The 19,722-nt window shown below is 48.8% G+C and carries 18 protein-coding genes; 5 read left to right on the plus strand and 13 right to left on the minus strand.

Going from position 1 to position 19,722, the window contains the following annotated elements; translation table 11 throughout:
• Positions 1 to 3: 3 nt before the first annotated feature.
• The gene (locus V8F51_RS16230) at positions 4 to 1,500 is read right to left on the minus strand and encodes an SWIM zinc finger family protein (protein WP_337101334.1); all 1,497 of its coding nucleotides are present in this window, start codon (positions 1,498 to 1,500) and stop codon (positions 4 to 6) included.
• A gap of 119 nt (positions 1,501 to 1,619) precedes the next feature.
• Positions 1,620 to 2,804, minus strand: coding sequence for a threonine synthase (gene thrC / locus V8F51_RS16235; protein WP_337101335.1), 1,185 nt, complete (start codon positions 2,802 to 2,804; stop codon positions 1,620 to 1,622).
• Positions 2,805 to 2,951: 147 nt separating this feature from the next.
• Between thrC and V8F51_RS16240 the strand changes: the two genes are divergently transcribed.
• A complete protein-coding gene (locus tag V8F51_RS16240; RefSeq protein WP_337101336.1) occupies positions 2,952 to 3,848 on the plus strand; it encodes a LysR family transcriptional regulator in 897 nt (298 codons plus the stop codon).
• An 81-nt stretch (positions 3,849 to 3,929) separates the two neighbouring features.
• Here the strand turns inward: V8F51_RS16240 and V8F51_RS16245 are convergent, their stop codons facing one another.
• Positions 3,930 to 4,937: an aldo/keto reductase gene (locus V8F51_RS16245; protein WP_337101337.1), complete on the minus strand. Its 1,008-nt coding sequence runs from the start codon at positions 4,935 to 4,937 to the stop codon at positions 3,930 to 3,932.
• Between the two features lie 190 nt (positions 4,938 to 5,127).
• Between V8F51_RS16245 and V8F51_RS16250 the strand changes: the two genes are divergently transcribed.
• Together V8F51_RS16250 and V8F51_RS16255 are read left to right on the plus strand one after the other, a co-directional pair.
• Complete coding sequence (locus V8F51_RS16250; RefSeq protein ID WP_337101338.1) at positions 5,128 to 5,958, plus strand: AraC family transcriptional regulator; 831 nt, start codon at positions 5,128 to 5,130, stop codon at positions 5,956 to 5,958.
• A 118-nt stretch (positions 5,959 to 6,076) separates the two neighbouring features.
• On the plus strand, positions 6,077 to 6,877 hold the full coding sequence (locus tag V8F51_RS16255; protein WP_337101339.1) for a hypothetical protein: 801 nt from the start codon (positions 6,077 to 6,079) through the stop codon (positions 6,875 to 6,877).
• A 62-nt stretch (positions 6,878 to 6,939) separates the two neighbouring features.
• Here V8F51_RS16255 and V8F51_RS16260 read toward each other — a convergent pair whose 3' ends face one another.
• The 5 genes from V8F51_RS16260 to V8F51_RS16280 form a co-directional block, all read right to left on the minus strand.
• Positions 6,940 to 7,263, minus strand: coding sequence for a winged helix-turn-helix domain-containing protein (locus V8F51_RS16260; RefSeq protein WP_337101340.1), 324 nt, complete (start codon positions 7,261 to 7,263; stop codon positions 6,940 to 6,942).
• Positions 7,256 to 7,834, minus strand: coding sequence for a hypothetical protein (locus V8F51_RS16265; protein ID WP_337101341.1), 579 nt, complete (start codon positions 7,832 to 7,834; stop codon positions 7,256 to 7,258). Before V8F51_RS16265 ends, V8F51_RS16260 begins: the two co-directional genes overlap by 8 nt.
• Positions 7,835 to 7,878: 44 nt before the next feature.
• Positions 7,879 to 8,625: an ABC transporter permease gene (locus tag V8F51_RS16270; RefSeq protein WP_337101342.1), complete on the minus strand. Its 747-nt coding sequence runs from the start codon at positions 8,623 to 8,625 to the stop codon at positions 7,879 to 7,881.
• Positions 8,622 to 9,545 carry an ABC transporter ATP-binding protein gene (locus V8F51_RS16275; protein WP_337101343.1) on the minus strand — a complete coding sequence of 308 codons (924 nt, stop codon included), beginning with the start codon at positions 9,543 to 9,545 and terminating at the stop codon, positions 8,622 to 8,624. Before V8F51_RS16275 ends, V8F51_RS16270 begins: the two co-directional genes overlap by 4 nt.
• Positions 9,546 to 9,715: 170 nt before the next feature.
• Entirely contained in the window at positions 9,716 to 11,734 is a 2,019-nt protein-coding gene (locus tag V8F51_RS16280) for a beta-galactosidase (RefSeq protein WP_337101344.1), read from the minus strand.
• Positions 11,735 to 12,047: 313 nt separating this feature from the next.
• On the opposite strand from V8F51_RS16280, the gene V8F51_RS16285 reads away from it, so the two are divergent.
• The gene (locus tag V8F51_RS16285) at positions 12,048 to 12,878 is read left to right on the plus strand and encodes a sugar phosphate isomerase/epimerase family protein (protein ID WP_337101345.1); all 831 of its coding nucleotides are present in this window, start codon (positions 12,048 to 12,050) and stop codon (positions 12,876 to 12,878) included.
• Positions 12,879 to 12,968: 90 nt separating this feature from the next.
• Here V8F51_RS16285 and V8F51_RS16290 read toward each other — a convergent pair whose 3' ends face one another.
• From V8F51_RS16290 to V8F51_RS16300, 3 genes are all read right to left on the minus strand, one after another.
• A complete protein-coding gene (locus tag V8F51_RS16290; RefSeq protein WP_337101346.1) occupies positions 12,969 to 13,907 on the minus strand; it encodes a tyrosine-type recombinase/integrase in 939 nt (312 codons plus the stop codon).
• A gap of 342 nt (positions 13,908 to 14,249) precedes the next feature.
• Entirely contained in the window at positions 14,250 to 16,199 is a 1,950-nt protein-coding gene (locus V8F51_RS16295) for an ATP-dependent DNA helicase (protein ID WP_337101347.1), read from the minus strand.
• Positions 16,200 to 16,238: 39 nt separating this feature from the next.
• Positions 16,239 to 16,385, minus strand: a complete 147-nt coding sequence (locus V8F51_RS16300; RefSeq protein ID WP_337101348.1) for a hypothetical protein — start codon at positions 16,383 to 16,385, stop codon at positions 16,239 to 16,241.
• Between the two features lie 268 nt (positions 16,386 to 16,653).
• Between V8F51_RS16300 and V8F51_RS16305 the strand changes: the two genes are divergently transcribed.
• The gene (locus tag V8F51_RS16305; protein WP_337101495.1) at positions 16,654 to 17,835 is read left to right on the plus strand and encodes a voltage-gated chloride channel family protein; all 1,182 of its coding nucleotides are present in this window, start codon (positions 16,654 to 16,656) and stop codon (positions 17,833 to 17,835) included.
• A 71-nt stretch (positions 17,836 to 17,906) separates the two neighbouring features.
• Here V8F51_RS16305 and V8F51_RS16310 read toward each other — a convergent pair whose 3' ends face one another.
• Together V8F51_RS16310 and V8F51_RS16315 are read right to left on the minus strand one after the other, a co-directional pair.
• Positions 17,907 to 18,746: an undecaprenyl-diphosphate phosphatase gene (locus V8F51_RS16310; RefSeq protein ID WP_337101349.1), complete on the minus strand. Its 840-nt coding sequence runs from the start codon at positions 18,744 to 18,746 to the stop codon at positions 17,907 to 17,909.
• Between the two features lie 34 nt (positions 18,747 to 18,780).
• On the minus strand, positions 18,781 to 19,656 hold the full coding sequence (locus tag V8F51_RS16315) for a radical SAM/SPASM domain-containing protein (RefSeq protein WP_337101350.1): 876 nt from the start codon (positions 19,654 to 19,656) through the stop codon (positions 18,781 to 18,783).
• Between the last annotated feature and the right edge of the window lie 66 nt (positions 19,657 to 19,722).

Raw genomic sequence — 19,722 nt, forward strand, 5'->3', positions numbered from 1 at the left:
GAATTAATATAGCAAACGAATGGTTTCTTCTTCGTTAATTAGCGCTAAAGGCTGCGCATGCAGACGGCCTGAATCCAGTCGATCCTCGAACATTACGAGAACGGCGCAGTCCGTTAAGCTTCCCTCATGAAGAAAAGGCAGAGAATGCAAAGTGGACTGTCCGATTGCATCGATTTGGCTTAATGCTATTCGCTTGCCTTGCTCATCCTCCATCGCATAACCTTCGTTCGTCTGGCCGATTCTAGCGGCATGCAGCAGCATAACCGGGTTTTTGTCCGATAGCGGATTTTTCAGTACGTTTTTGATCGTTTTTATAGCATCGGGGTACGATTTGACTGCATGCTTACGAACCGCTTGCCGATCCTCGGCAGACGTCTCGCGAAGCGTCATATCTTCCCATCTTGCCCTGCGATTCCATTCCCCCGGGTAGACGGCCAGCTCCTTCGTCTGAACAATGTGGAAGTACGAATCGTCTTCCTTAATGAACTTCGCAGCTCGGAACGGCCGATAGGTTCTAGTCGCTACCAACTGCCCATCATTCAGCTGTATCCAGTATCCTTCGTCGACAAATTCGCCGCGGGAAGCGTCGGTATAAGAGCGGAAACTTAGCTGCATGAGCTCCGCCTGTTCACTTACTTGCCCAGCTTCTCTCAGCTCCGCGAACTGCCACGCATGCCCGATCTTCTCCTCGATCGCGCTATCGGTATTCATTGCAAGCTCGGGATCGCCGATTTTTGCAGTCAAATAATCTCGGCCCCGCTTCAACAACGCATAAAGCGAAGTTAGCAGCTCGGCCGCTTCTATGTAACCGGAGGCGGCGCTCTTCTCCGATCGAAGACATTCGACCAGCTCGCGGAACGACGCTTGCAGCCCAGGTACAAACGAATTGCCTAGCTGCTTCGCTTGCTCTTCATATTGTCGCAACGTCCTCGCGTCTGCTGCCGCTAAGCCCGTCGTAACTAATTGCTTCAGCAGCTTCTCGGTCAGCTCGATGCCTTCAAGCTGAGCGGCCAGCTTCTTGGCCAGCGCGGACTTATTTACCTTCCGCTTAGGAGGCGCGGCATCTCCCGCTTCAGCGGACTCTTTCTTCTTCTCCTCGCGTTTCTCTGCCTTCTCCCGCTTCTCGGCAATATCGCTTGGGATGTCTGCCACATGGAAGGTCTGACCGCCTGCAGCTGCGTACAGCAGACCAAGGATATGTTTGCAAGGAAACTGCCTGCTCGGACAGGAACAGCGAAACACGGGCTGATCGGGAACGATAAAGTCTGCGGAACAGCGATAAGGCTCTTTGCCGCTGCCTTTGCATTCCCCGAACAGAAGCGTATCATCTTCGGTACGGTTCAACAGCGGAAAACTATTTTTGCGAACGAGGTCCTTGCCATTCTTAATCGAGGCCGCGTTCAGCGCTAAAGAATCGATATAGGCTTCAGTTAATGCGATCATATTTCCCCTCGCTTGTCTAAATTGGATTTCCCTATACTTCCACAAAAGTTGCTTCATTTCCTGCCGCAACGCAATAACCCGAACGTTCACGACCGTCCGGGTCCTTTCATCTATATGCTTGCTTTATTTACGAATATGCCATTTTTCGCCCACGAGAACAATTGTTCGTATATCGTTTAATGGTCGTATCGTTTCAAGGCGTTAATGTCTTTGAGCAGATGACCGGTCAACAAACAGACCGCCGTTTCATCCTTGTCGATGATGCCATTCGCAGTGAGCTGCTTCAATCCGGCCAGCGTAGCGGCCGATGCGGGCTCACAGCCGATTCCAGAACGATCAATGACCGCTTTCGCGTCAAAAATCTGTTCGTCCGTGACCGATACCGTTACTCCGCTCGTGAAGTTTAGTGTTCGAAGCGCCTTGCGCCAGCTTGGCGGATTACCGATATTGAGCGCGCTCGCTTCCGTCTTCGGCTCCGAACAAGCAACGAGAGTGTCTGCTTTCTGTTCAACCATACGGTGGAACGGGCTCGCTCCTTCCGCTTGCACGACTGCTACGCGAGGCACTTTCCGGATGAAGCCGAGCAGCTTCAGCTCCTCCAGCCCTTTGCCTAAGGCAGAGGTATTGCTTAGAGCCCCGCCAGGCAGTACGATCCAATCTGGCAGCTCCCAGTTCAAATATTGGGCAATTTCGAACACGATGCTTTTTTGTCCTTCGATTCGGAACGGGTTCACTGAATTGCATACATACATCCCAAGCTCATCGGCATGCTGCTCCAAATAAACGAGTCCATCGTCATAGGTGCCCTGAAAGCGAACGAGCTTGCCGCCATAAGCAATCGTTTGGCTTATTTTACTCGCGGCAACTCCAACATCGGGCAAATAAACATACGCCTCGCTCCCGGCAATAGCTGCATACATCGCAAGTGAAGCCGATGTATTGCCGGTCGATGAGCACGCGAATCGGTTCATGCCAAGCCAGCTGCCATGCGATACCGCAACCGTCATTCCGTTATCCTTGAACGAGCCGCTCGGATTCTCGCTTAAGGCTTTCAGCCATACGCTTCTAATCCCCGCATATTTCGCTGCCGCTGCTGATTGATACAAGCCGGTATTGCCCTCATATTTGGTGATAATATGCTGGGTTGGCAACACAGGATGTATAAGCTCCTTGTAACGCCATACGCCGCCTGCATACGGAGACATTCGATCCGATAAACGTTCGTGGAATAAAGCCTTTAAATAATCACTGTCTAGCCCTGCTAGATTCTGTTCAATCTGCAATAAACCACCACAGCTGCATCTTGTCCGAGGTTTATACAGATCCCATTCCAACGAGCACTCTGAACAACATAGCTTCATCATAACGCCTCCTCTTTATAGATGAAGAACGGCTTGCAGCTTCTTCTCTTGAGGCTTACAATAAACGATATTGATTCATAAAAATAATACATATTTATTAGATTAACATAAATTATATTTATACTTTAAATAAAGGAGGACGTAAAATTGAATCTTCACGCGCTTAAACTGTTCCATACCGTTGCTCAGGAAGGAAGCGTCACCCGCGCAGCGGAGCTGCTGCGCATCAGCCAGCCTGCCGTTACCATGCAAATTCGTAATCTTGAGAAAGAGATCGGAATGCAGCTGCTACTGCCCAAAGGCAGAGGTGTGATGCTTACGGAAGCGGGACAATTCGTCGCCGAACAAGCTAGCCGACTTTTTGCGTTGGAGAGTGAGATTGACCGCTCTTTAATCGATTTAAAGTCAGGCGTGACCGGCAAGCTTCGTATTGCGGCAACCTACTTGCCTGCAAACTTCCTGCTCCCTCATTGGATTGCTTCCTTCAAGCAGGATCGTCAAGGCGTGCAAGTTCTGCTCCAAACGGCAAATGCGCAAGAAACGATGTTACGGCTATCCCGCTATGAAGCTGATCTCGCCATCATCGGCGGCGGTATCGAGACCGCACCTGGGATTCTCCGCAGCCTACTCTTCGAGGATCCGATGTGGTTCGTTGCTCCTAAAGGCCACGCGCTTGCGAATAAACGAGAGTTAACGCTTGCTGAAGTGATGCGTGAACCTTTCATTATGCGTGAGGAAGGCAGCCGTACACGCGAGATGCTGCTGGCATTATGCAAGTCGGCTAATATCGATCCACCTCGTGCTGCAGTACAATGGAATGGGATGAATGAAGCGGTTCGTGCGGTCAAGGCGGGAGTCGGCCTCCTATTCGCCTCTGCCTCGGAAGTGCGGGAGGATGTGCAGCGCGGCGATGTGGCACTTGTTCACGTAAGCGGCAACCACGCGGTTAACCCTATTGCCATCTATTATCGCGAGGGAGAGAAGTTATCTCAGCAAGCGCAAGCCTTTCTTGCTATTGCAAGTCATCATCATGTACACCCTTAATAAAAAAGGCAGCTATGGCGCCGCATGCGCTCATAAGTATGATTGCGCAAGGGCGTATAGCTGCCTATTGTTTTTATATTATTACCAAGGTACATCTCCGATATTGTGCATGATGCGATCAATCTCGGCCAGCTCGTCCGCCGTTAGCGGCGCAAACGAAAGCGCCTTGACGTTCTCCTCAATCTGGCTGACACGGCTGACACCGATTAACGCCGATGTAACGCCGCCTTCACGAAGTATCCAGTTCAAAGCGAGCTGGGATAATGTCTGACCGCGGCCTGCTGCAAGTTGCTCAAGCGCACGGAACTTCTGTACGCGCTCTGGCGTCAATGCTGCCGGTTTAAGGCTGCTCGCTTCCGGCGACTTCGACTCTAGCTCGATACGGTCGACGTATTTGTTCGTCAACTGGCCTCTGCCAAGCGGACAATATGCAATCGAGCCTACACCCTCCGTTTGCAAAATGTCCTGCAAACCGTCCTCGATCCAACGGTTAAGCATCGAATAGTTCGGTTGGTGAATAAGACAAGGCGTTCCCAAACGTTTCAATATATCTATCGCTTGCTGCGTCTGTTCCGCGCTGTAATTGGAAAGACCGACATATAGCGCTTTGCCGGATCTTACCGCATAATCCAGCGCACCCATCGTTTCTTCAAGCGGCGTTTCCGGATCGGGACGATGCGAATAGAAAATATCAACGTATTCAAGCCCCATTCGCTGCAAGCTGCGATCAAGGCTGGCCAGCAGATTTTTGCGCGAACCCCATTCTCCGTATGGACCTTCCCACATGTAATAGCCTGCTTTTGTCGATATAAGCATTTCATCTCGGTATGGCACAAGATCCTTCTTATAGATGCTGCCGAACGTCTCTTCGGCCGATCCTGCCGGCGGGCCATAATTGTTCGCAAGGTCGAAGTGCGTGATGCCCAGATCGAACGCGCGTGTTACCATCGCTCTTGAATTTTCTAGCGGCTGGTTGCCGCCGAAGTTCTGCCATAGGCCAAGGGACAAAGCCGGCAGCTTAAGGCCGCTTCTGCCGCTGCGCTTATATTCCATTTCGTTATACCGGTCGCTGCTTGCTCTGTATGTCATGATTCCAGCTCCTCTTCTACTGTTCGTTGCGAATAATTGCTATGCAATAATGAATACGGTGATTTTGTCGACATTTCAAAGTATACTTATAAAGACAAGACATTGGAATGTCGACAAGCAAGATCTATATGGCATAATGCAAGTTGTCATGACATCATAATTATCTATAAAACTACGGAGCTGATAACCATTGATCGAACGAATGGATCTGACTTATTTCTATAGCGGCAAGGAATCGTGTGAGCCCGGCTATACGTGGGGACCTGGCGTGAAGGATAGCTATAAGCTCGTTTTCGTGCATGAAGGCCGCGGCACTTATTCGCTTAACGGGAAGCTTCATCATTTGCATGAAGGTCAAGGCTTCGTCGTTTATCCGGATATGCTTCTTTATATGAAAGCGGATGAAAATGAACCTTGGACACATTCCTGGCTCGCTTTTCACGGAGAATGTGTGGAGTCGCTTCTTGCTCAAGCGCATCTTACGATAGACAGTCCTGTATTTGAACTATCCAATTCCAAGTGGTTCGACATTTGGCACGATCAATTGGATGCCGCCCATGCGATGGAACGCAACGGAAGCCTTATGATCCATAGCCTGCTTTATCTCATTGTGGCGAACTGGCTCGAGGAACTGCTTGTGCCGATCGGTCAACAGCCTGTACTCAAGGCGAAGGAGAAGTATGTACGGAAAGCAACCGAATATATGAAAGCCAATTATTCCAAAAAGCTCAGCATAACTGATCTAGCGAGTCGAATCGGCATTGATCGCATTTACTTGTCCGCCTTATTCAAAGAGCTGGATTTACAGTCGCCACAGGCTTATCTCCTTCAACTTCGGATGGACAAAGCAAGTGAGCTGATGGTAAACCCTGAGCTGACTGTGTCAGAGATCGCTCATTCCGTCGGATACCAAGACCCGCTGCTTTTCTCGAAAATGTTCAAAAAAGTAAAAGGCGCATCGCCTTCCCATTATCGTCAGACAATGAATCCGGAACAGAAACAACTCTTTCGACTTCCTTGAGGACGATGTGTTTTAGTTAACGATATTCGTTGCTTGACAGACATCTAAAGCTGCTCCTATAATGATTGAGTTATCTAATTGAAAATTATTATCACTTCCAATCATAGGAGGGTTTTCGATGACGACCGAATTGGACTTCTCGCTCATCAAGTATTTTTTCCATATTTCGCCTGAAGGTGCTGAGCATCCATCCTATTCGTTGCCCGCAGCTTCGTTCTACGATCTTGAGCAAGCGAAGCAAGCGGTTGAATACACAGGCGAGTTCGTGCAAGCGATCGGAACGAAGACTGCTTCCTCGTTCATGGGTATGTCATTCTTCAACCTCGCCATTACGAAGCTGCTTATTGGCGTACTTCATAACCGCTCGCTTGATCTTCCTATCGAGAACTTAACCTATCAGCTTGAGAACCATGATGATCATGTTCACCTTGGCTATCGAATCAACGAAGTTCGCTCTGCCCAAATTCCGGACGGAGAAGCGCGATCAGCTTTTATATACAATGAAATGTCCTCCTACATAGAGAACACCGTTACACCGGGTATTGAAGCGATAGCCGCTGCAGGCAATGTGAAGACGGCAATGATTTGGACGCAGTTTGGAAGCCATGCACTAGAAGTTCTCGATTATGTCGTGGATTATGTCAAACACCCGGGGCTGCTCGAGATATTCAAGCATGATTTCAACATTTTAATGGAACTGCCCACCGAGCTGTTCAAGCGCAGCCGTAATCCATTCGTCCATACCCCGCGTTTCATCGATAATCCTTGGCATCCCGAGAAGCCGCTTATGATCAAATCGGCATGCTGCTTCTACGATTGCAGGGTAGACGGGGATAAATGCTACGCCTGTCCAAGAATGCTGCCTGAAGAGCGTGAAGAGAAGAAAAAAGTCGTTCTCGCAACCCCTGCAGGCGAATAAACGCATCGAAACACAAAAGGCTGATAAGGATTGCATAATGCATCCTGTCAGCCTTTTGATTGCTATTTGTTCAAATTTGCCGCCGATTGCGCCATTCGAATAATTTTCTCAAGCCCGTCAATATAATCGCGAAACCGATCGATGCCCAGCTTGGTTGCGGTACAACTCGTTTTTGGCTTCTTGCCTTCGAATGATTTCGTTACTTGAATATAGTTGGCTTCTTCCAGCACGCGGATATGGCTGCCAAGATTGCCCTCCGTCAGTTCCAGCTCTTTGCGCAGAAATACGAAATCGCATTCTCCGTGTACGGTAAGCAAACTCATAATGCCTAGACGTGCCTTCGCATGAATTGTATCGTCAATGGCATCAAGAATATTGTCACCCATTCCTCTTCCTCCGTTGCTGCAGCAAATATCCGAATACGATAATGCTTCCCCCGCCAAACACACCTAATACGATGTATTGATAGTCCAGTAGTAGTCTCGTTACGATGGCTAGCAAGATAAACCATAACCCCAAGTAGACCGGGCCTTTGCCTGCCATTGAGCCCATCGCGATATAGGATAATGCAATCAGTATCGTCCAGAAGAGCGCTGTGTAATCCGTGTTAATCATATTCGTCAAAAGCATAAAGCTACCTGCGGCAAACATTGCAGCGAAGGGCAGTACATACATCCAAGTGCTGAATCCTCCCTCTCCCCCGCCTTGAGTCTTCAGCATGCGACTGCCGATTATTCCGGATATCGCACCGCAAATGACTGCCGCAATGCCCCAATACCATATCGGCCATTCTTTCTGATCGAAATGCATGCCTATGAATCCGACCGTCAAGTAAGCACCCCATACATACATGAATGGGGATGCTTCCCCAAGCTTGCGTTCATTTCTCGCAAGCAGTCCTTTAATAAACTCAATATCCTGTAAGGCGCGTTGTTGCTCGCCCTCTAGCTTGCTCACATAAACTCCTCCTCAAAAGGAATGATGAATCATGCCTAGTTGTATTAATGCTCCCATTTAAACAACAATAAGGCAAGAACAATAACGACGATGCCGAATCCGCCCATAATGAGAAGATCAGGGCCATAACCAGCAAGCGTGCCGCCTTGCCACACCCCTTGCGCCAATTCGACGAAATGAGTCATCGGCAACCAGCCGCTTGCTGCTTGCATGAATTCTGGAAGCGCCTCAACGGGCATACCTACCCCGGACAAGAACAGCATCGGGAAGAAAATGACCATCGCGAAGCCGCTGGCCGCACCCGGCGTCTTCGCCAGCCCCGACATTGCAAATCCAAGTCCGAAAAAGCATATACAACCAAATAGCAAGCAAGCCAGCAATAGAAGTAGGCCTGATGCCGTGATGTTAATATTCCAGAACAGCTTCGCCACAAGGATAATTTCCAGCGCACCAGCTAATACAAGCAATAGACCTTGAACCGCATGCGAAGCAAGCACCGAAGATTTCCTTACCGGACTAACGCGGAATCGTCTCAATATACCTGCTTCACGAAGTGTAATGATGTTAATATTTAATGTGAATACAGAAACGGAAATGACATTTAATACGCATAAAGCAGGCACGTATGATTCGATATACCGAAGACCACCAGGCTCACTCGTTGTATTTCCGAATATCGATCCGAAGATGGCTAGCATAAGTATCGGATAAACTAGCACCCAGAAGACGGTCAACCAATCACGCAAATAAAGCTTCATATCGAACTTGACGAGCTTAGCGAAAGCGATCATGACGCAGTCTCCTTTTCAGTTGCAGTTAATTGGTTGAATACATCATTCATTGAAGCGTCCTCCAGCTTCAGCTCGCTAATGAGCCAATCACCTTCGGCTGCATAGGCGTATAAATGTTTCAACGTTTGATCGATATCATTAGTCTGAAGCTTGATAAGCGGATCTGTTATTTCCACATGCGTGATAAAAGGCAAAGCTTGCAGCTTTTGCACTTCAGCAAAGCCATTGTTTTTGAATTGTATCGTTCTTGTTCCGCCTATTTTGGCAATGAGCTGTCTAGGCGTATCAAGGGCGATGATACGGCCTTTATCGATAACAGCTATCCGGTCACAGAGATGCTCGGCTTCTTCCATATAGTGCGTCGTAACGACAATTGTTCGTCCCTCGCTTCGCAGACGATGGATCATTGCCCACATTTCTTTCCTCGCATTCGGATCAAGACCCATGCTTGGCTCATCAAGGAACACGATCTCCGGATCGTTAATGAGCGCGAGCGCAAGCGATACTCGCTGCTTCCAACCGCCTGACAATGATTTTATATAAGCGTTCTGCTTATCCTCAAGCTCCAGGAAAGTATTTATCTTCTTAAGATCAATTCTGTTGTCATAGAAAGAGGCGAACAGCTCGAATACTTCTTTTACCTTCGCCTTTTGGGGAATGGCCGTCGATTGCAGCAGTACACCAATTCTTTGCTTTACGGCAGAAGCTTCGGTACGAATGTTGCGGCCAAGAACAGTCGCTGTTCCGCTATCTGCTTTGCGCAAGCCTTCAATGATCTCGATTAAGGTTGTTTTGCCTGCCCCGTTTGGACCGACAATCCCGAAAATTTCACCTTTCTTCACCTGCAGCGACAAGCCGTGTATAGCGACCTTACGGCCATACAGCTTGCGTACGTTGTCCAATTCAATGACGTATTGCAATCGTTAGCCCTCCCCGGCCTCTTTCGTATAGATCACTCTGTATTTCAGAGTACTTTGTACAGTGAGTAAAGTCAATCCTTCTTTACAAATAATTTGCTTGAAGTAGGGGCCTCACGAAACCGAAATAATCGTACGCTAATCTCCTGACGTCAGTTTGAGGCATAGTTCATTTACACAGATTCTGGAGTGGGCGCCGCCATCACAATCCGGAAACCCCATGGCTCGATCTCAAGCGTTTGCCCTTGGAAGACAAGACTGTCTGACAACAATTCCCGGCCGGCAGCGTGCGGGTAACGGACGGTGACGGGATGGCCGGAATAATTGAAATAGTAGCGGATCGTGTTGCCGGCAGCGTTGATCCCCGACTTTACGATGATGGGAAAGGTGAGTACCTGATTATCGCCCCACAAGCCGGCCTCTTGAACGGCGTCTTTCATTATCCGGTTCACAATAGCGGCGCTCGTCATGCATCCGATATATGTAGCTGTTCCTCTTCCGTAATGGTTGCGGGTAACGGCGGCATACTTCCCCCAATAAGGATGGTCGTAGTAGGCAAGCACCTCCGCCGTTATCGGCGTGATCAACTCCATCCAGGTTTCAACTGTGTTAGCTTCTTCCCCTACACCGTACGGATCATCCTTCAACCGAACGCTCTTCGGCTCGACGAACATGCTGTAATAGATGCCGCAAGCTTCATTAATGATGCCCGGCTGATGAGATGTGCGGACTTTTACGATTTCGTCCGCAAATCCACTTTTGAAGGTATAAACGACATGGCCCCCGTTTCTCACGAAACCGTTCAAACGTTCAAGCGCTTCGTCTGACGCGGAGTACAGTGCCGGAACGACGATAAGCCGGTAATCGTCCAGCCGATCGCAGGAAGGCTGAATGAAATCGCATTCCACATTAAGCTTGTAAAGCTCGTCATATATCCATCTGACCACGTCGTTGTAGAATTTTCCGCCCGGCAGTTTAAACCATTCCAACGCCGTCAAAGATTCGTTGCTGACAATGACAGCGACACGGTTGCTTTTGCGCAGATGAAGCAAGTGCCCGCTCAGCCGGTCGAAATCTCTGCCTATTGTTTTCGCTTCGTCATACACCGGATTCGGTTCGAAATCATGGCTGAGCAAACCTTTCCAGAACGTTTCGAACGAGTTGTGAATGGAATGCCAATGCCAGTAAGCGACCATATCCGCGCCGGATGCGAGGTGGCTGAACGCCTGAAGCCGCAGCTGGCCGGGATACGGTGTCCATTGCGGAAAAGCTTGCGCTTCCGTCTCGATGACGAGATAGTTTCGTCTTTTCAAGGAGCGCCCTATGTCGCCCCCGAACGAGATTTCGATTCCCGTCAGCTCATCCTGTGATGGATGGTAAATGTCCACGCCTGCGATATCGAACGGCTTCGATGCTTCAAAATGATTGACTGCGGGTTGGACGCCATAGGAATACCCGCGCCATTCAAAGTCGAAGTTTTGGGTAACGAACTGTCCCGGACGTTTGTATTCGTTGACGATGGACACTTGCCATGCGAGAAAATCCGTGACGAGCCTTCGTTGAAACTTGGCAAACTCCGCACCCAGGCTTCCGTTTATCGTGCCGATGACGGAGGGAAAGTCCTCCCAAGCGTTGATCCGGTTGCTCCAGTAATCAAGTCCGAAGCGCTTGTTTATGTTATCCAGCGTTCCGTACATTTCCCGCATGTACTTAACGAACTGAACCTGAACATTGGGACCCGACGTGTCGTAGTGCTTTGTCTCATTATCCGTTTGGTAGCCGATTACGCCCGGATGGTCATGGACAAATCCGATCAGCTCCCGAATAATCCGTTCAGCATAGAATAGGTACGTCGGATTCGTTATATCCATGTTCTGCCGGGGCCCGTACCTTGCTTGTTCTTTGGGGGTAATCACCAGAATTTCGGGATGTTCCTTCACCATCCAGGTCGGCACGGCATAAGTGGGCGTAGCGACGATGACTTTAATGCCTGCGAGATACATTCCCGTGAGAACCTTGTCAACGGACGAGAAATCAAATACGCCGTTTTGAGGCTCATAAGTGCCCCAGGTCGAATCGGCGATCCGAACGATATTGATGCCGGCCTCCTTCATCATGCGGATATCTTGATCCAATCTGTCGTAAGGCATATATTCATCATAATAAGCGACTCCGTAAAGCAGCTTCTCCATTTTGACCACTCCTTCTATGCATTCGGCATTTGCTTTAACGGAACTCCTGATAATGGCTCATATCATTAATATGTGAAAGATAAATTTTTATGGATATTACGATTTTTCCGCTTCGCGAGGTGACCCCAAGTAGCAATGAGAAAAGCGCATAAGAAAAAGCCAAAAATGCTACATATATTCTTTGGCTGCAAGTGGTATGCTAGATTCAATGTTTCATAGCCTAAACGGCTGTCGCAACGCACGAACCGTTAGCTGCATCTTGCGGAGCTCGGTTCTGTTTTAGAAAAAATAACTAGATGAGGTGGTTGAGTCAATGTCCTATTTATCAGTAAGTACATGGAGCTTGCATCGCATGCTCGGACCTCTTCGCTGGACAGTATGGGATACAGAGCAAGGCCGGCACGAAACCCAAGTTCAAGATCAGCCTCAAGTGCATACGCTGCTAGAACTGCCTGCAGTTGCCGCTGAACGAGGCTATGAGGCGATTGAAGTATGTCATTTTCACTTTCCAGATACGAGTCTCGCTTATTTGCATCAATTAAGAGCAGCCTTCCAGGAAGCAGGAGTATCCTTCGATACGCTGCTGCTGGACTACGGCGATCTTACCTCTGAGGAAGCCGCTCGCCGCACAGCCGATTTGCAACTTATGCGTGATTGGATCGACATCGCGTCCGAGTGCGGCGCCAAGCAGATTCGAATCGTGGCCGGCGAAGCAGCACCGGATAATGAACAAGCGATTCGTCAGTCCGCGGAGTTGCTGAAAACACTCGCAGATTATAGCGCCACACTTGGAGTACGTGTCGTTACAGAGAATTTCAAAGCGCTTACCTCCACTGCTCAGTCAAGTGAGCAGCTATTGAATCTAGCTGGAGATCAAGTCGGATTCATTACCGACTTCGGCAACTATAAGGGTGATGCAGTAGCTGAAGAAATTGCGCGGACGACGCCGCGAAGCGTGTCGATTCATGCGAAAGCCGATTTTGACGAAGCGGGTATTCCGAATGAACCTCTCTTCGTGCAATACCTTGAAGCTACGGCAGCAGCGAAGTTCGACGGCGCATATGTACTGATATATGACGGGCCGGGAGATATGTGGGAAGGGCTAGAGCGTGTGAGACGTATTGTCGAACCGTTTATAAATTAATGTAGTTAACTATCTCAATCTATAAAATAAAAAACCGACGCCAATTGCATCGGTTTTTTATTTTATGCCATTAAGTTTACATAATTATAGTTATGTTCTTTTGTATACAGGGATATGAATTTGTGAAGCAATATTATTCATTGCATTTTGCAGCTGCTTATTATCGATATGCGTATAGATTTGCGTCGTTTCAATGCTCGCGTGGCCTAGCAGCTCCTGCAACGTTCGAATATCCGTGCCGCTGCGAATCTGCATAGTCGCGAACGAATGCCGAAGCTTATGACTGGACATTCGTTTCGGCGCTAGCGAAGGCATATCTGCCTTGAGTTGCTTGAACGCATCGTCAGCTACGGTCTGAATCATCCGTACTGACAGTCGTCTGCCGAATTGCGAGACGAACATTGGCTGCTCCTTGCCCTGCTTCGCCTCTGCTCTCTCCTCGATCGCTTGTCGCATGACGTCTTGGAGCGATTGAGGAAGCGGAATTACTCGCCATTTGCGTCCTTTGCCGAGTATATGGATCGATCCGTCCGCCTGGAAATCATGTACATTCATGCGGTGAACTTCGCCAACTCGCAAGCCGGCATAGGCCATGAGCAGCACGATGCATAGATTGCGGCCATAATGCTTGCCGCCTAGCTTCTTTATGAAAGCTTCCAGCTCACCTGCCTCAAGGTAAGAAGGAATTTTGTTTTTCTCCTGCTTGGATTTGGCGATTAGCGCGGCAGGATTAGCTTCAAGCTGCTCTAATTCGATGAGCGCTTTAAAGAACGCCCGCAGAGCAGACAACTTTCTATTTCGCGCTTCGTCTCCCGCTCCACTCTCGCGGCAGGCTGACATGAACCTCATGACATCCATCTTCGTTAGCAATTTCACTTTGGACGGATAGGTCGAATGAAGGAACTGGGTCGTATCGCTCAAGTAAGCTCGTTGCGTCGCTTTCGTCATCCCGTTATTTTTCATCCAGATCGAGAACAAATCCAATTCATCACTGTAGCTATCAAGCAGCTCATGCTGTGTATGTACCAAGCGTTAGTTAACCTCCGTCAAAATTCGAATTTTCACTCCAAAACAAGCTCTATAACTGCTCATATCATACCGAAAAAGTGCCTTACAATGCAAATTGCGTGAAATATGTATTTCACGCAATTATTTTCTCAGAAAAAATGAAGGCTTTCTGCCTTCGAATAGTCCTATATAGGTGTTGAAAGAATAGGAACTTAACAGGTTACCGTATGACTTCGTTCTTCATCCCAATTGTAGCGGGCATACCATTGCGGAGTATGCTTTTTTATCGAGATCGACTGCAATAGAAAAAAAACCCTGATCTTGTCCGGAAGATTCCGAAACGAGAAAAGGGGTTTTGGCTTTTTAGATCGTTTGCGTGTTCACGCCTGCAGGCAATACATGCTTGACTTGCTCGCGAACATGCTCGCTAGCGAGCATGTCGCCGAAGATGACAATAGAGCCGCTGTCTTCGCGAGTACGAATCAGCCTGCCAATTCCTTGTCTTAAGCGAAGCAGCATGTAGGGCATATCTACCTCGTCGAACGGATTAACCGCATCTTCCCGACGGGCATCGAAGACAGGGTCGTTCGGAGGGAACGGCAAATCCCAGATGATGACTTTCGACAATGAATCACCGGGGATATCGAGTCCTTCCCATAGCGTAACCGCACATAGGATGCTTTCGGTCTGCTGCTGGAACTGGGCGATGAGATGGCTAATCTCAGCCGAGCCTTCGTATAGGAACGGAAACTCGCAGCTGTGATTTCCACCATCTTGCACGGATTGTTTGAAGCGCTCAAGCTGCTCCATTGAAGGGAACAAAACTAACGAGCCTCCCTTGGCTTCGCCTAACTGCCTAAGAGTACGTTCTACTTTGCTGTCGAAATCAATCTCCGTATCCATACCTTGTATGAATACGTCCATTTGCTCGGCATATTCGTAAGGCGAAGCAACGGAAAACGATAACGGATCTTCAATGCCTAAGATTTGCGTCATGTAATCGAAAGAACCATCGACGGACAGTGTTGCCGACGAGAAAACGATCGGCATTTGAAGGCCGAACACTTGCTCTTGCAGCACTTCCTTCACCCACTTCGGCATAATGACGAGTGAGATGCCTTCCTTATCTGTCGTAACCCAGCTAATTGGCTGCTCCTGCCGCTTGTACAGCGACAAAGCGAATTGGAGCATCTCAATATGCTCCTCAACGATCTTCAATTGATATTCGTCGATCGTGAATAGGCCGCTTTCAAAAACGAGCTCTTCCTCGATCTCGGACATCATGTCTTGGAACCGGTTCACCTGTTGAAGCAGCTCGGCGTTCCAAATGATCTGCTTGCGATTCGATGCCGGCACGCTGCGGCTGTTACGTTCAATCAGGGAAAACAGATGCTCGCTCTGGGTTAGCGCGTTCTCAATCGCATAGGCTAACGATTCCCGAATATCGTCTTGCAGCAATCTTGTAATGATACTTTCGAATACATGATGGTTCAGCTTGTACGTTAGCGCCTGCTGCGCAGCCGTTTCAAGCAAATGTCCTTCATCGAATACGACTGAGCTATGCGCTGGAAGCAGCGGGAGCTGTCCTTCGCGCTTACGCGCCTCAAAGGTCCATATATGCTCCATATAGAAGTCATGCGAACAGATGATAAGATCGGCCGCCTTGCGATAGTCATCGCGGGACAACGTCTGGCCGCAGCGATGTCTTCGATCGCAGACGAGGCAATCCTGGAACACGTCCCAACCGACCTTGCCCCATTGCGAATCGTTTAACTCCGGATATTCCTTGCGATTGCCGTACGGATGGAACGACTGCATCGTTTCCGGCTTGTAGACGAACGATGGCAGCTTGCGGAATATGTCATCATAAAGCTCGGCATCGCCGTCGAAATCACTTCTCGCATCATCCAGCTTATTTAGGCATAAGTATTGATCCTGCGACTTCGCCATTCTAGCATCGATCGTAAGACCGAGATGTCGTGAAAGCTTGGCAATATCGCCCTCAGGCTTCAGCAGCTGTTCAATGAGCGATTCGTCAGCGCAAGCGATAATCGCCGGCTTTCTCGTATACCGGGCATAGCTGAGCGCGTATAACAAGTAAACGAACGTTTTGCCTGTTCCGACGCCAGCCTCAGCGAAAATCGTTTTTTTATCCGCATACGCTCTCTCCAGCTGAAACGCCATATAGATTTGTTCATCGCGCACTTCGAAGCCGGCTTCGGGCAGTTTCTCGTAGAATACATCGGCAATCCAGTCGCTTGCCTGCTGAATGTAAGGCTCTTTGGGGTTAAATTCGAAAGGGTAATTATTCACTTCTACTTGTCTCCAATGGCTGCTTGTATAGTTGATCTTTTACTCCATCATGCAGCTCGCTACCATCCATCTTAGGATGGTAGCGAGCGCACTTGGACGATAAAATAATAAGTTATTGCGGATATTCGGGCAAGGAGGATAATCAATGAACGTTTCGACCGTTAAATCAACTTGCATGATGTTCATTGGATTCACGCTTCAATTTCGGTCACGTTTCTCCTCTATTTGGCTGTTAATGTGTACCATGCGATTTGGCTGTCGATCAGCCTTAGCAAAGGACTGTTCTAACTATACCATATTCGATTTGGACATGTCGGTGTATAATAGCAGATAGCTGCGAGAATGTACAGGTTCTCACAAATAATTGTGCTAGGAGTATATTCCCTTGTCCTCTAATCGAACGAAAATACAAAATGCGATTAATCGTTTCACCCCGCTAAGCGTTGCTGCATATATGCTTAAATGGGTATTAATCGCCGGCATTGTCGGGGTGCTTGCCGGTTCGGCTTCGGCATTATTTCTGTATGGCTTAGAGTATGTCACGGATACGAGACTAAGTCATGGCTGGTTATTGTGGCTGCTGCCGTTCGGCGGTGCTGCGATTAGCTATCTATATATGAAATATGGCGGCGAGTCAGGCAAAGGAAATAATCTTATTTTGGAGCAAATTCACAAAGGCGACGGCATCGTTCCCTTGCGTATGGCTCCGTTTGTATTGATAGGAACGTGGACGACGCATCTGTTCGGCGGCTCCGCCGGCAGAGAAGGAACGGCTGTCCAGATGGGCGGCAGCATAGCGGAGTGGGTCGGCAAATGGTTTCGACTGCAAGCGCCGGACCGTAAAATTGTTTTAATCTGCGGAATCGGCGCCGGCTTCGGTTCTATTTTCGGTACGCCTCTATCCGGCACGGTGTTCGGCCTTGAAGTGTTGGCGATCGGATTGCTTAGCTACGAAGCGCTGCTTCCTTGTTTTATTGCGAGCTATACAGGCCATCTCATCACCACGGCATGGGGAGTTACACATGTTCATTATGAAATGGGAGAGGTACCTGCCCTACAGCCAATGGTGCTCTTAAAAGTTGTCATCGCTTCGATTTTGTTTGGATTAATGGCATTAACTTTCATCAAACTGACACATGCGATGAAGGCTTGGTTCGGAAAGCTGTTCAAGCACGCGGCTCTCCGCAGCTTCGTTGGCGGCTTCGTCATCATTGGTTTGGTCTATTTGGCAGGATCGAGAGCGTACATCGGTCTTGGCATCCCGCTCATGCAGCAATCATTCGAGGAAGCTGCGTCACCGCTCGCTTTTATATGGAAAACCGTTTTTACCGCCGTAACGCTTGGCGCGGGCTTCCAAGGCGGCGAGGTTACTCCCTTATTCGTAATCGGCTCGACGCTGGGCAGCTCGCTTGCTGCGCTGCTGCAGCTGTCCGTCCCATTTCTCGCTGCGATCGGCTTCGTATCCGTATTCAGCGGAGCAGTCAATACACCGCTCGCCTGCTTCATTATGGGCATTGAACTGTTCGGCGGCGAGGGCGCGATCTACTTGTTCATCGGCTGCATCATCAGCTACCTATGCTCGGGCCGCTCCGGCATCTATTCAGCTCAACAGCTTGGAATCGGCAAGCCCAAATGATAATCCGAAAAGTGGCGGTCACAGGAATTAGTTCCCGTAACCGCCACTTTTCTAATGCCATCAACCTATTTTTAGAAATAAACGATATAAATAATCGCAGCGAGCACGATACGGTATACCGCGAACGGGACGAGCTTGATCCGATTAATGAGCTTCAAGAAGAAGCGGATCGAGATCAACGCGAATACGAACGCCGCGATAAAACCAACAATAAAGTATGGCAGATAATCGAGCGTAAAGTACTCCCAATTCTTAGCAAGCGACAGCAGGCTCGCGCCAGCCATGATCGGAACGGCCATAATGAACGTGAAGTCCGCCGCCGCGCGATGGCTTAGTCCGAGTAAGACGCCGCCGGAAATCGTCGAACCGGAACGCGAGAAACCCGGCCATAACGAGATACATTGTATAAGTCCTACGCTGAACGCTTGCTTGTACGTAATTTGATCAACCGTCTCGACCTTCGGACGCTTTGGTCCGAATTTGTCTGCGATAATCATGAATACGGCGCCAATGACCAGTCCTATGAGCACGGTGCGTATGGAGAACAGATGCTCATCAATGTAATCGTCGAACAGCAAGCCAAGCACACCTGCAGGAATAAGCCCCGTAATGACATGGCCCAGCTTCAGACGTCGACCGCCCTGCTCTCCCCCGTTATCCGCTCTCTTTCCTCTGCGCAAGCCAAGCATCTCAATGAATCGTTCACGGAAAATAATAACCACAGCCAGAATCGAGCCTAGCTGAATGACAATCTTGAACGTATTCGCCACATACTTCGTTAAAAACGCCTCGGAATGAAGCCACATATCATCGACGATGACCATATGTCCGGTGGAGGATACAGGAGCAAACTCCGTAAGACCTTCTACTATTCCCAAAATAATCGCTTTGATAATCATTATGAAATCCATGATGCACGCATTCTCCTATCTTCTCATCTCTATATTATCCAAACCGTTTGCGATAACCGCACTTGCGGCACAGCTCCTCTACAGCCTCACGGCGCGAGAAGCCGTCATACAGCTTCGTTGCTCGCTCTCCCTCCACGATGTCCGAGAAATGCCCATCGTGAAGGTTGCCCAGATTAATGACCCCTTCGCCGTCAAGGCAGCAAGGAATAACCGTTCCGTCGATCAGGACGCCTGCTTGGTTGCGGAGCGCATAACAGAACCCCTTTCCATCGTCCTCAGGCGCATTCAAATCCGGCCAATCGAACTCGGGATCTTGGTTCAAATAAATACGTTCAGCGATCTTGACTCCAGTGCCTGGAATGAACTGCTCGTCGATCCTATAATCCAGATCGAACGCCTTCTCTATCATCGCAAGCAGCTCGCGATTGCGCATTTTCTGCAGATTGGTTTCATTATCCATGTCAAGATTCCAAAGACGGAACGAGATAATAATGTTGCTGCTCGCTACCGCTTCCTTCACGAAACTTAATATTTCCGCGAGATAACCTTCTTTATCGGTTGAACCGGGATGACCGTCGAAGCTATGAAGCGAGAAGTTCATTTGGCGCAATGCCGGCTTGTTTATAATCTTAGGCTTGGCTTTCTTAATGAGCGTACCGTTCGTCGTAATATTAACCTTAAAGCCCTTCTCATGGCTAATATCGAGCAGCTCCTCGATCTTCGGATGAAGCAGCGGTTCGCCCTTCACATGGAAATAAATATAGTCGGTATGCGGTTTTATTTGATCGAGCGTCTTCTTGAAATCTTCCACTTGCAAGAAACCTTTCGCACGCTGCGTTGGCGGGCAGAACGTGCAAGATAGATTGCAAATGCTCGTTGTCTCGATATAGAACTTCTTGAACCTCTTCATTAGTAATATGCTCCATTCGTATATAACAATGGCTAACAGCTTGCGATTGCTGAAGCCCTATTCTGT

Source organism: Paenibacillus sp. YIM B09110 (assembly GCF_037167145.1).
GTDB lineage: Bacteria > Bacillota > Bacilli > Paenibacillales > Paenibacillaceae > Pristimantibacillus.

Coding starts and splice junctions, on each gene's coding strand:
- V8F51_RS16230 (WP_337101334.1), bottom strand. CDS start 1,500: ATGAAGCAACTTTTGTGGAAGTATAGGGAAATCCAATTTAGACAAGCG.
- thrC (WP_337101335.1), bottom strand. CDS start 2,804: ATGAAGCTATGTTGTTCAGAGTGCTCGTTGGAATGGGATCTGTATAAA.
- V8F51_RS16245 (WP_337101337.1), bottom strand. CDS start 4,937: ATGACATACAGAGCAAGCAGCGACCGGTATAACGAAATGGAATATAAG.
- V8F51_RS16255 (WP_337101339.1), top strand. CDS start 6,077: ATGACGACCGAATTGGACTTCTCGCTCATCAAGTATTTTTTCCATATT.
- V8F51_RS16260 (WP_337101340.1), bottom strand. CDS start 7,263: ATGGGTGACAATATTCTTGATGCCATTGACGATACAATTCATGCGAAG.
- V8F51_RS16270 (WP_337101342.1), bottom strand. CDS start 8,625: ATGATCGCTTTCGCTAAGCTCGTCAAGTTCGATATGAAGCTTTATTTG.
- V8F51_RS16280 (WP_337101344.1), bottom strand. CDS start 11,734: ATGGAGAAGCTGCTTTACGGAGTCGCTTATTATGATGAATATATGCCT.
- V8F51_RS16285 (WP_337101345.1), top strand. CDS start 12,048: ATGTCCTATTTATCAGTAAGTACATGGAGCTTGCATCGCATGCTCGGA.
- V8F51_RS16300 (WP_337101348.1), bottom strand. CDS start 16,385: ATGAACATCATGCAAGTTGATTTAACGGTCGAAACGTTCATTGATTAT.
- V8F51_RS16305 (WP_337101495.1), top strand. CDS start 16,654: ATGCTTAAATGGGTATTAATCGCCGGCATTGTCGGGGTGCTTGCCGGT.
- V8F51_RS16310 (WP_337101349.1), bottom strand. CDS start 18,746: ATGGATTTCATAATGATTATCAAAGCGATTATTTTGGGAATAGTAGAA.
- V8F51_RS16315 (WP_337101350.1), bottom strand. CDS start 19,656: ATGAAGAGGTTCAAGAAGTTCTATATCGAGACAACGAGCATTTGCAAT.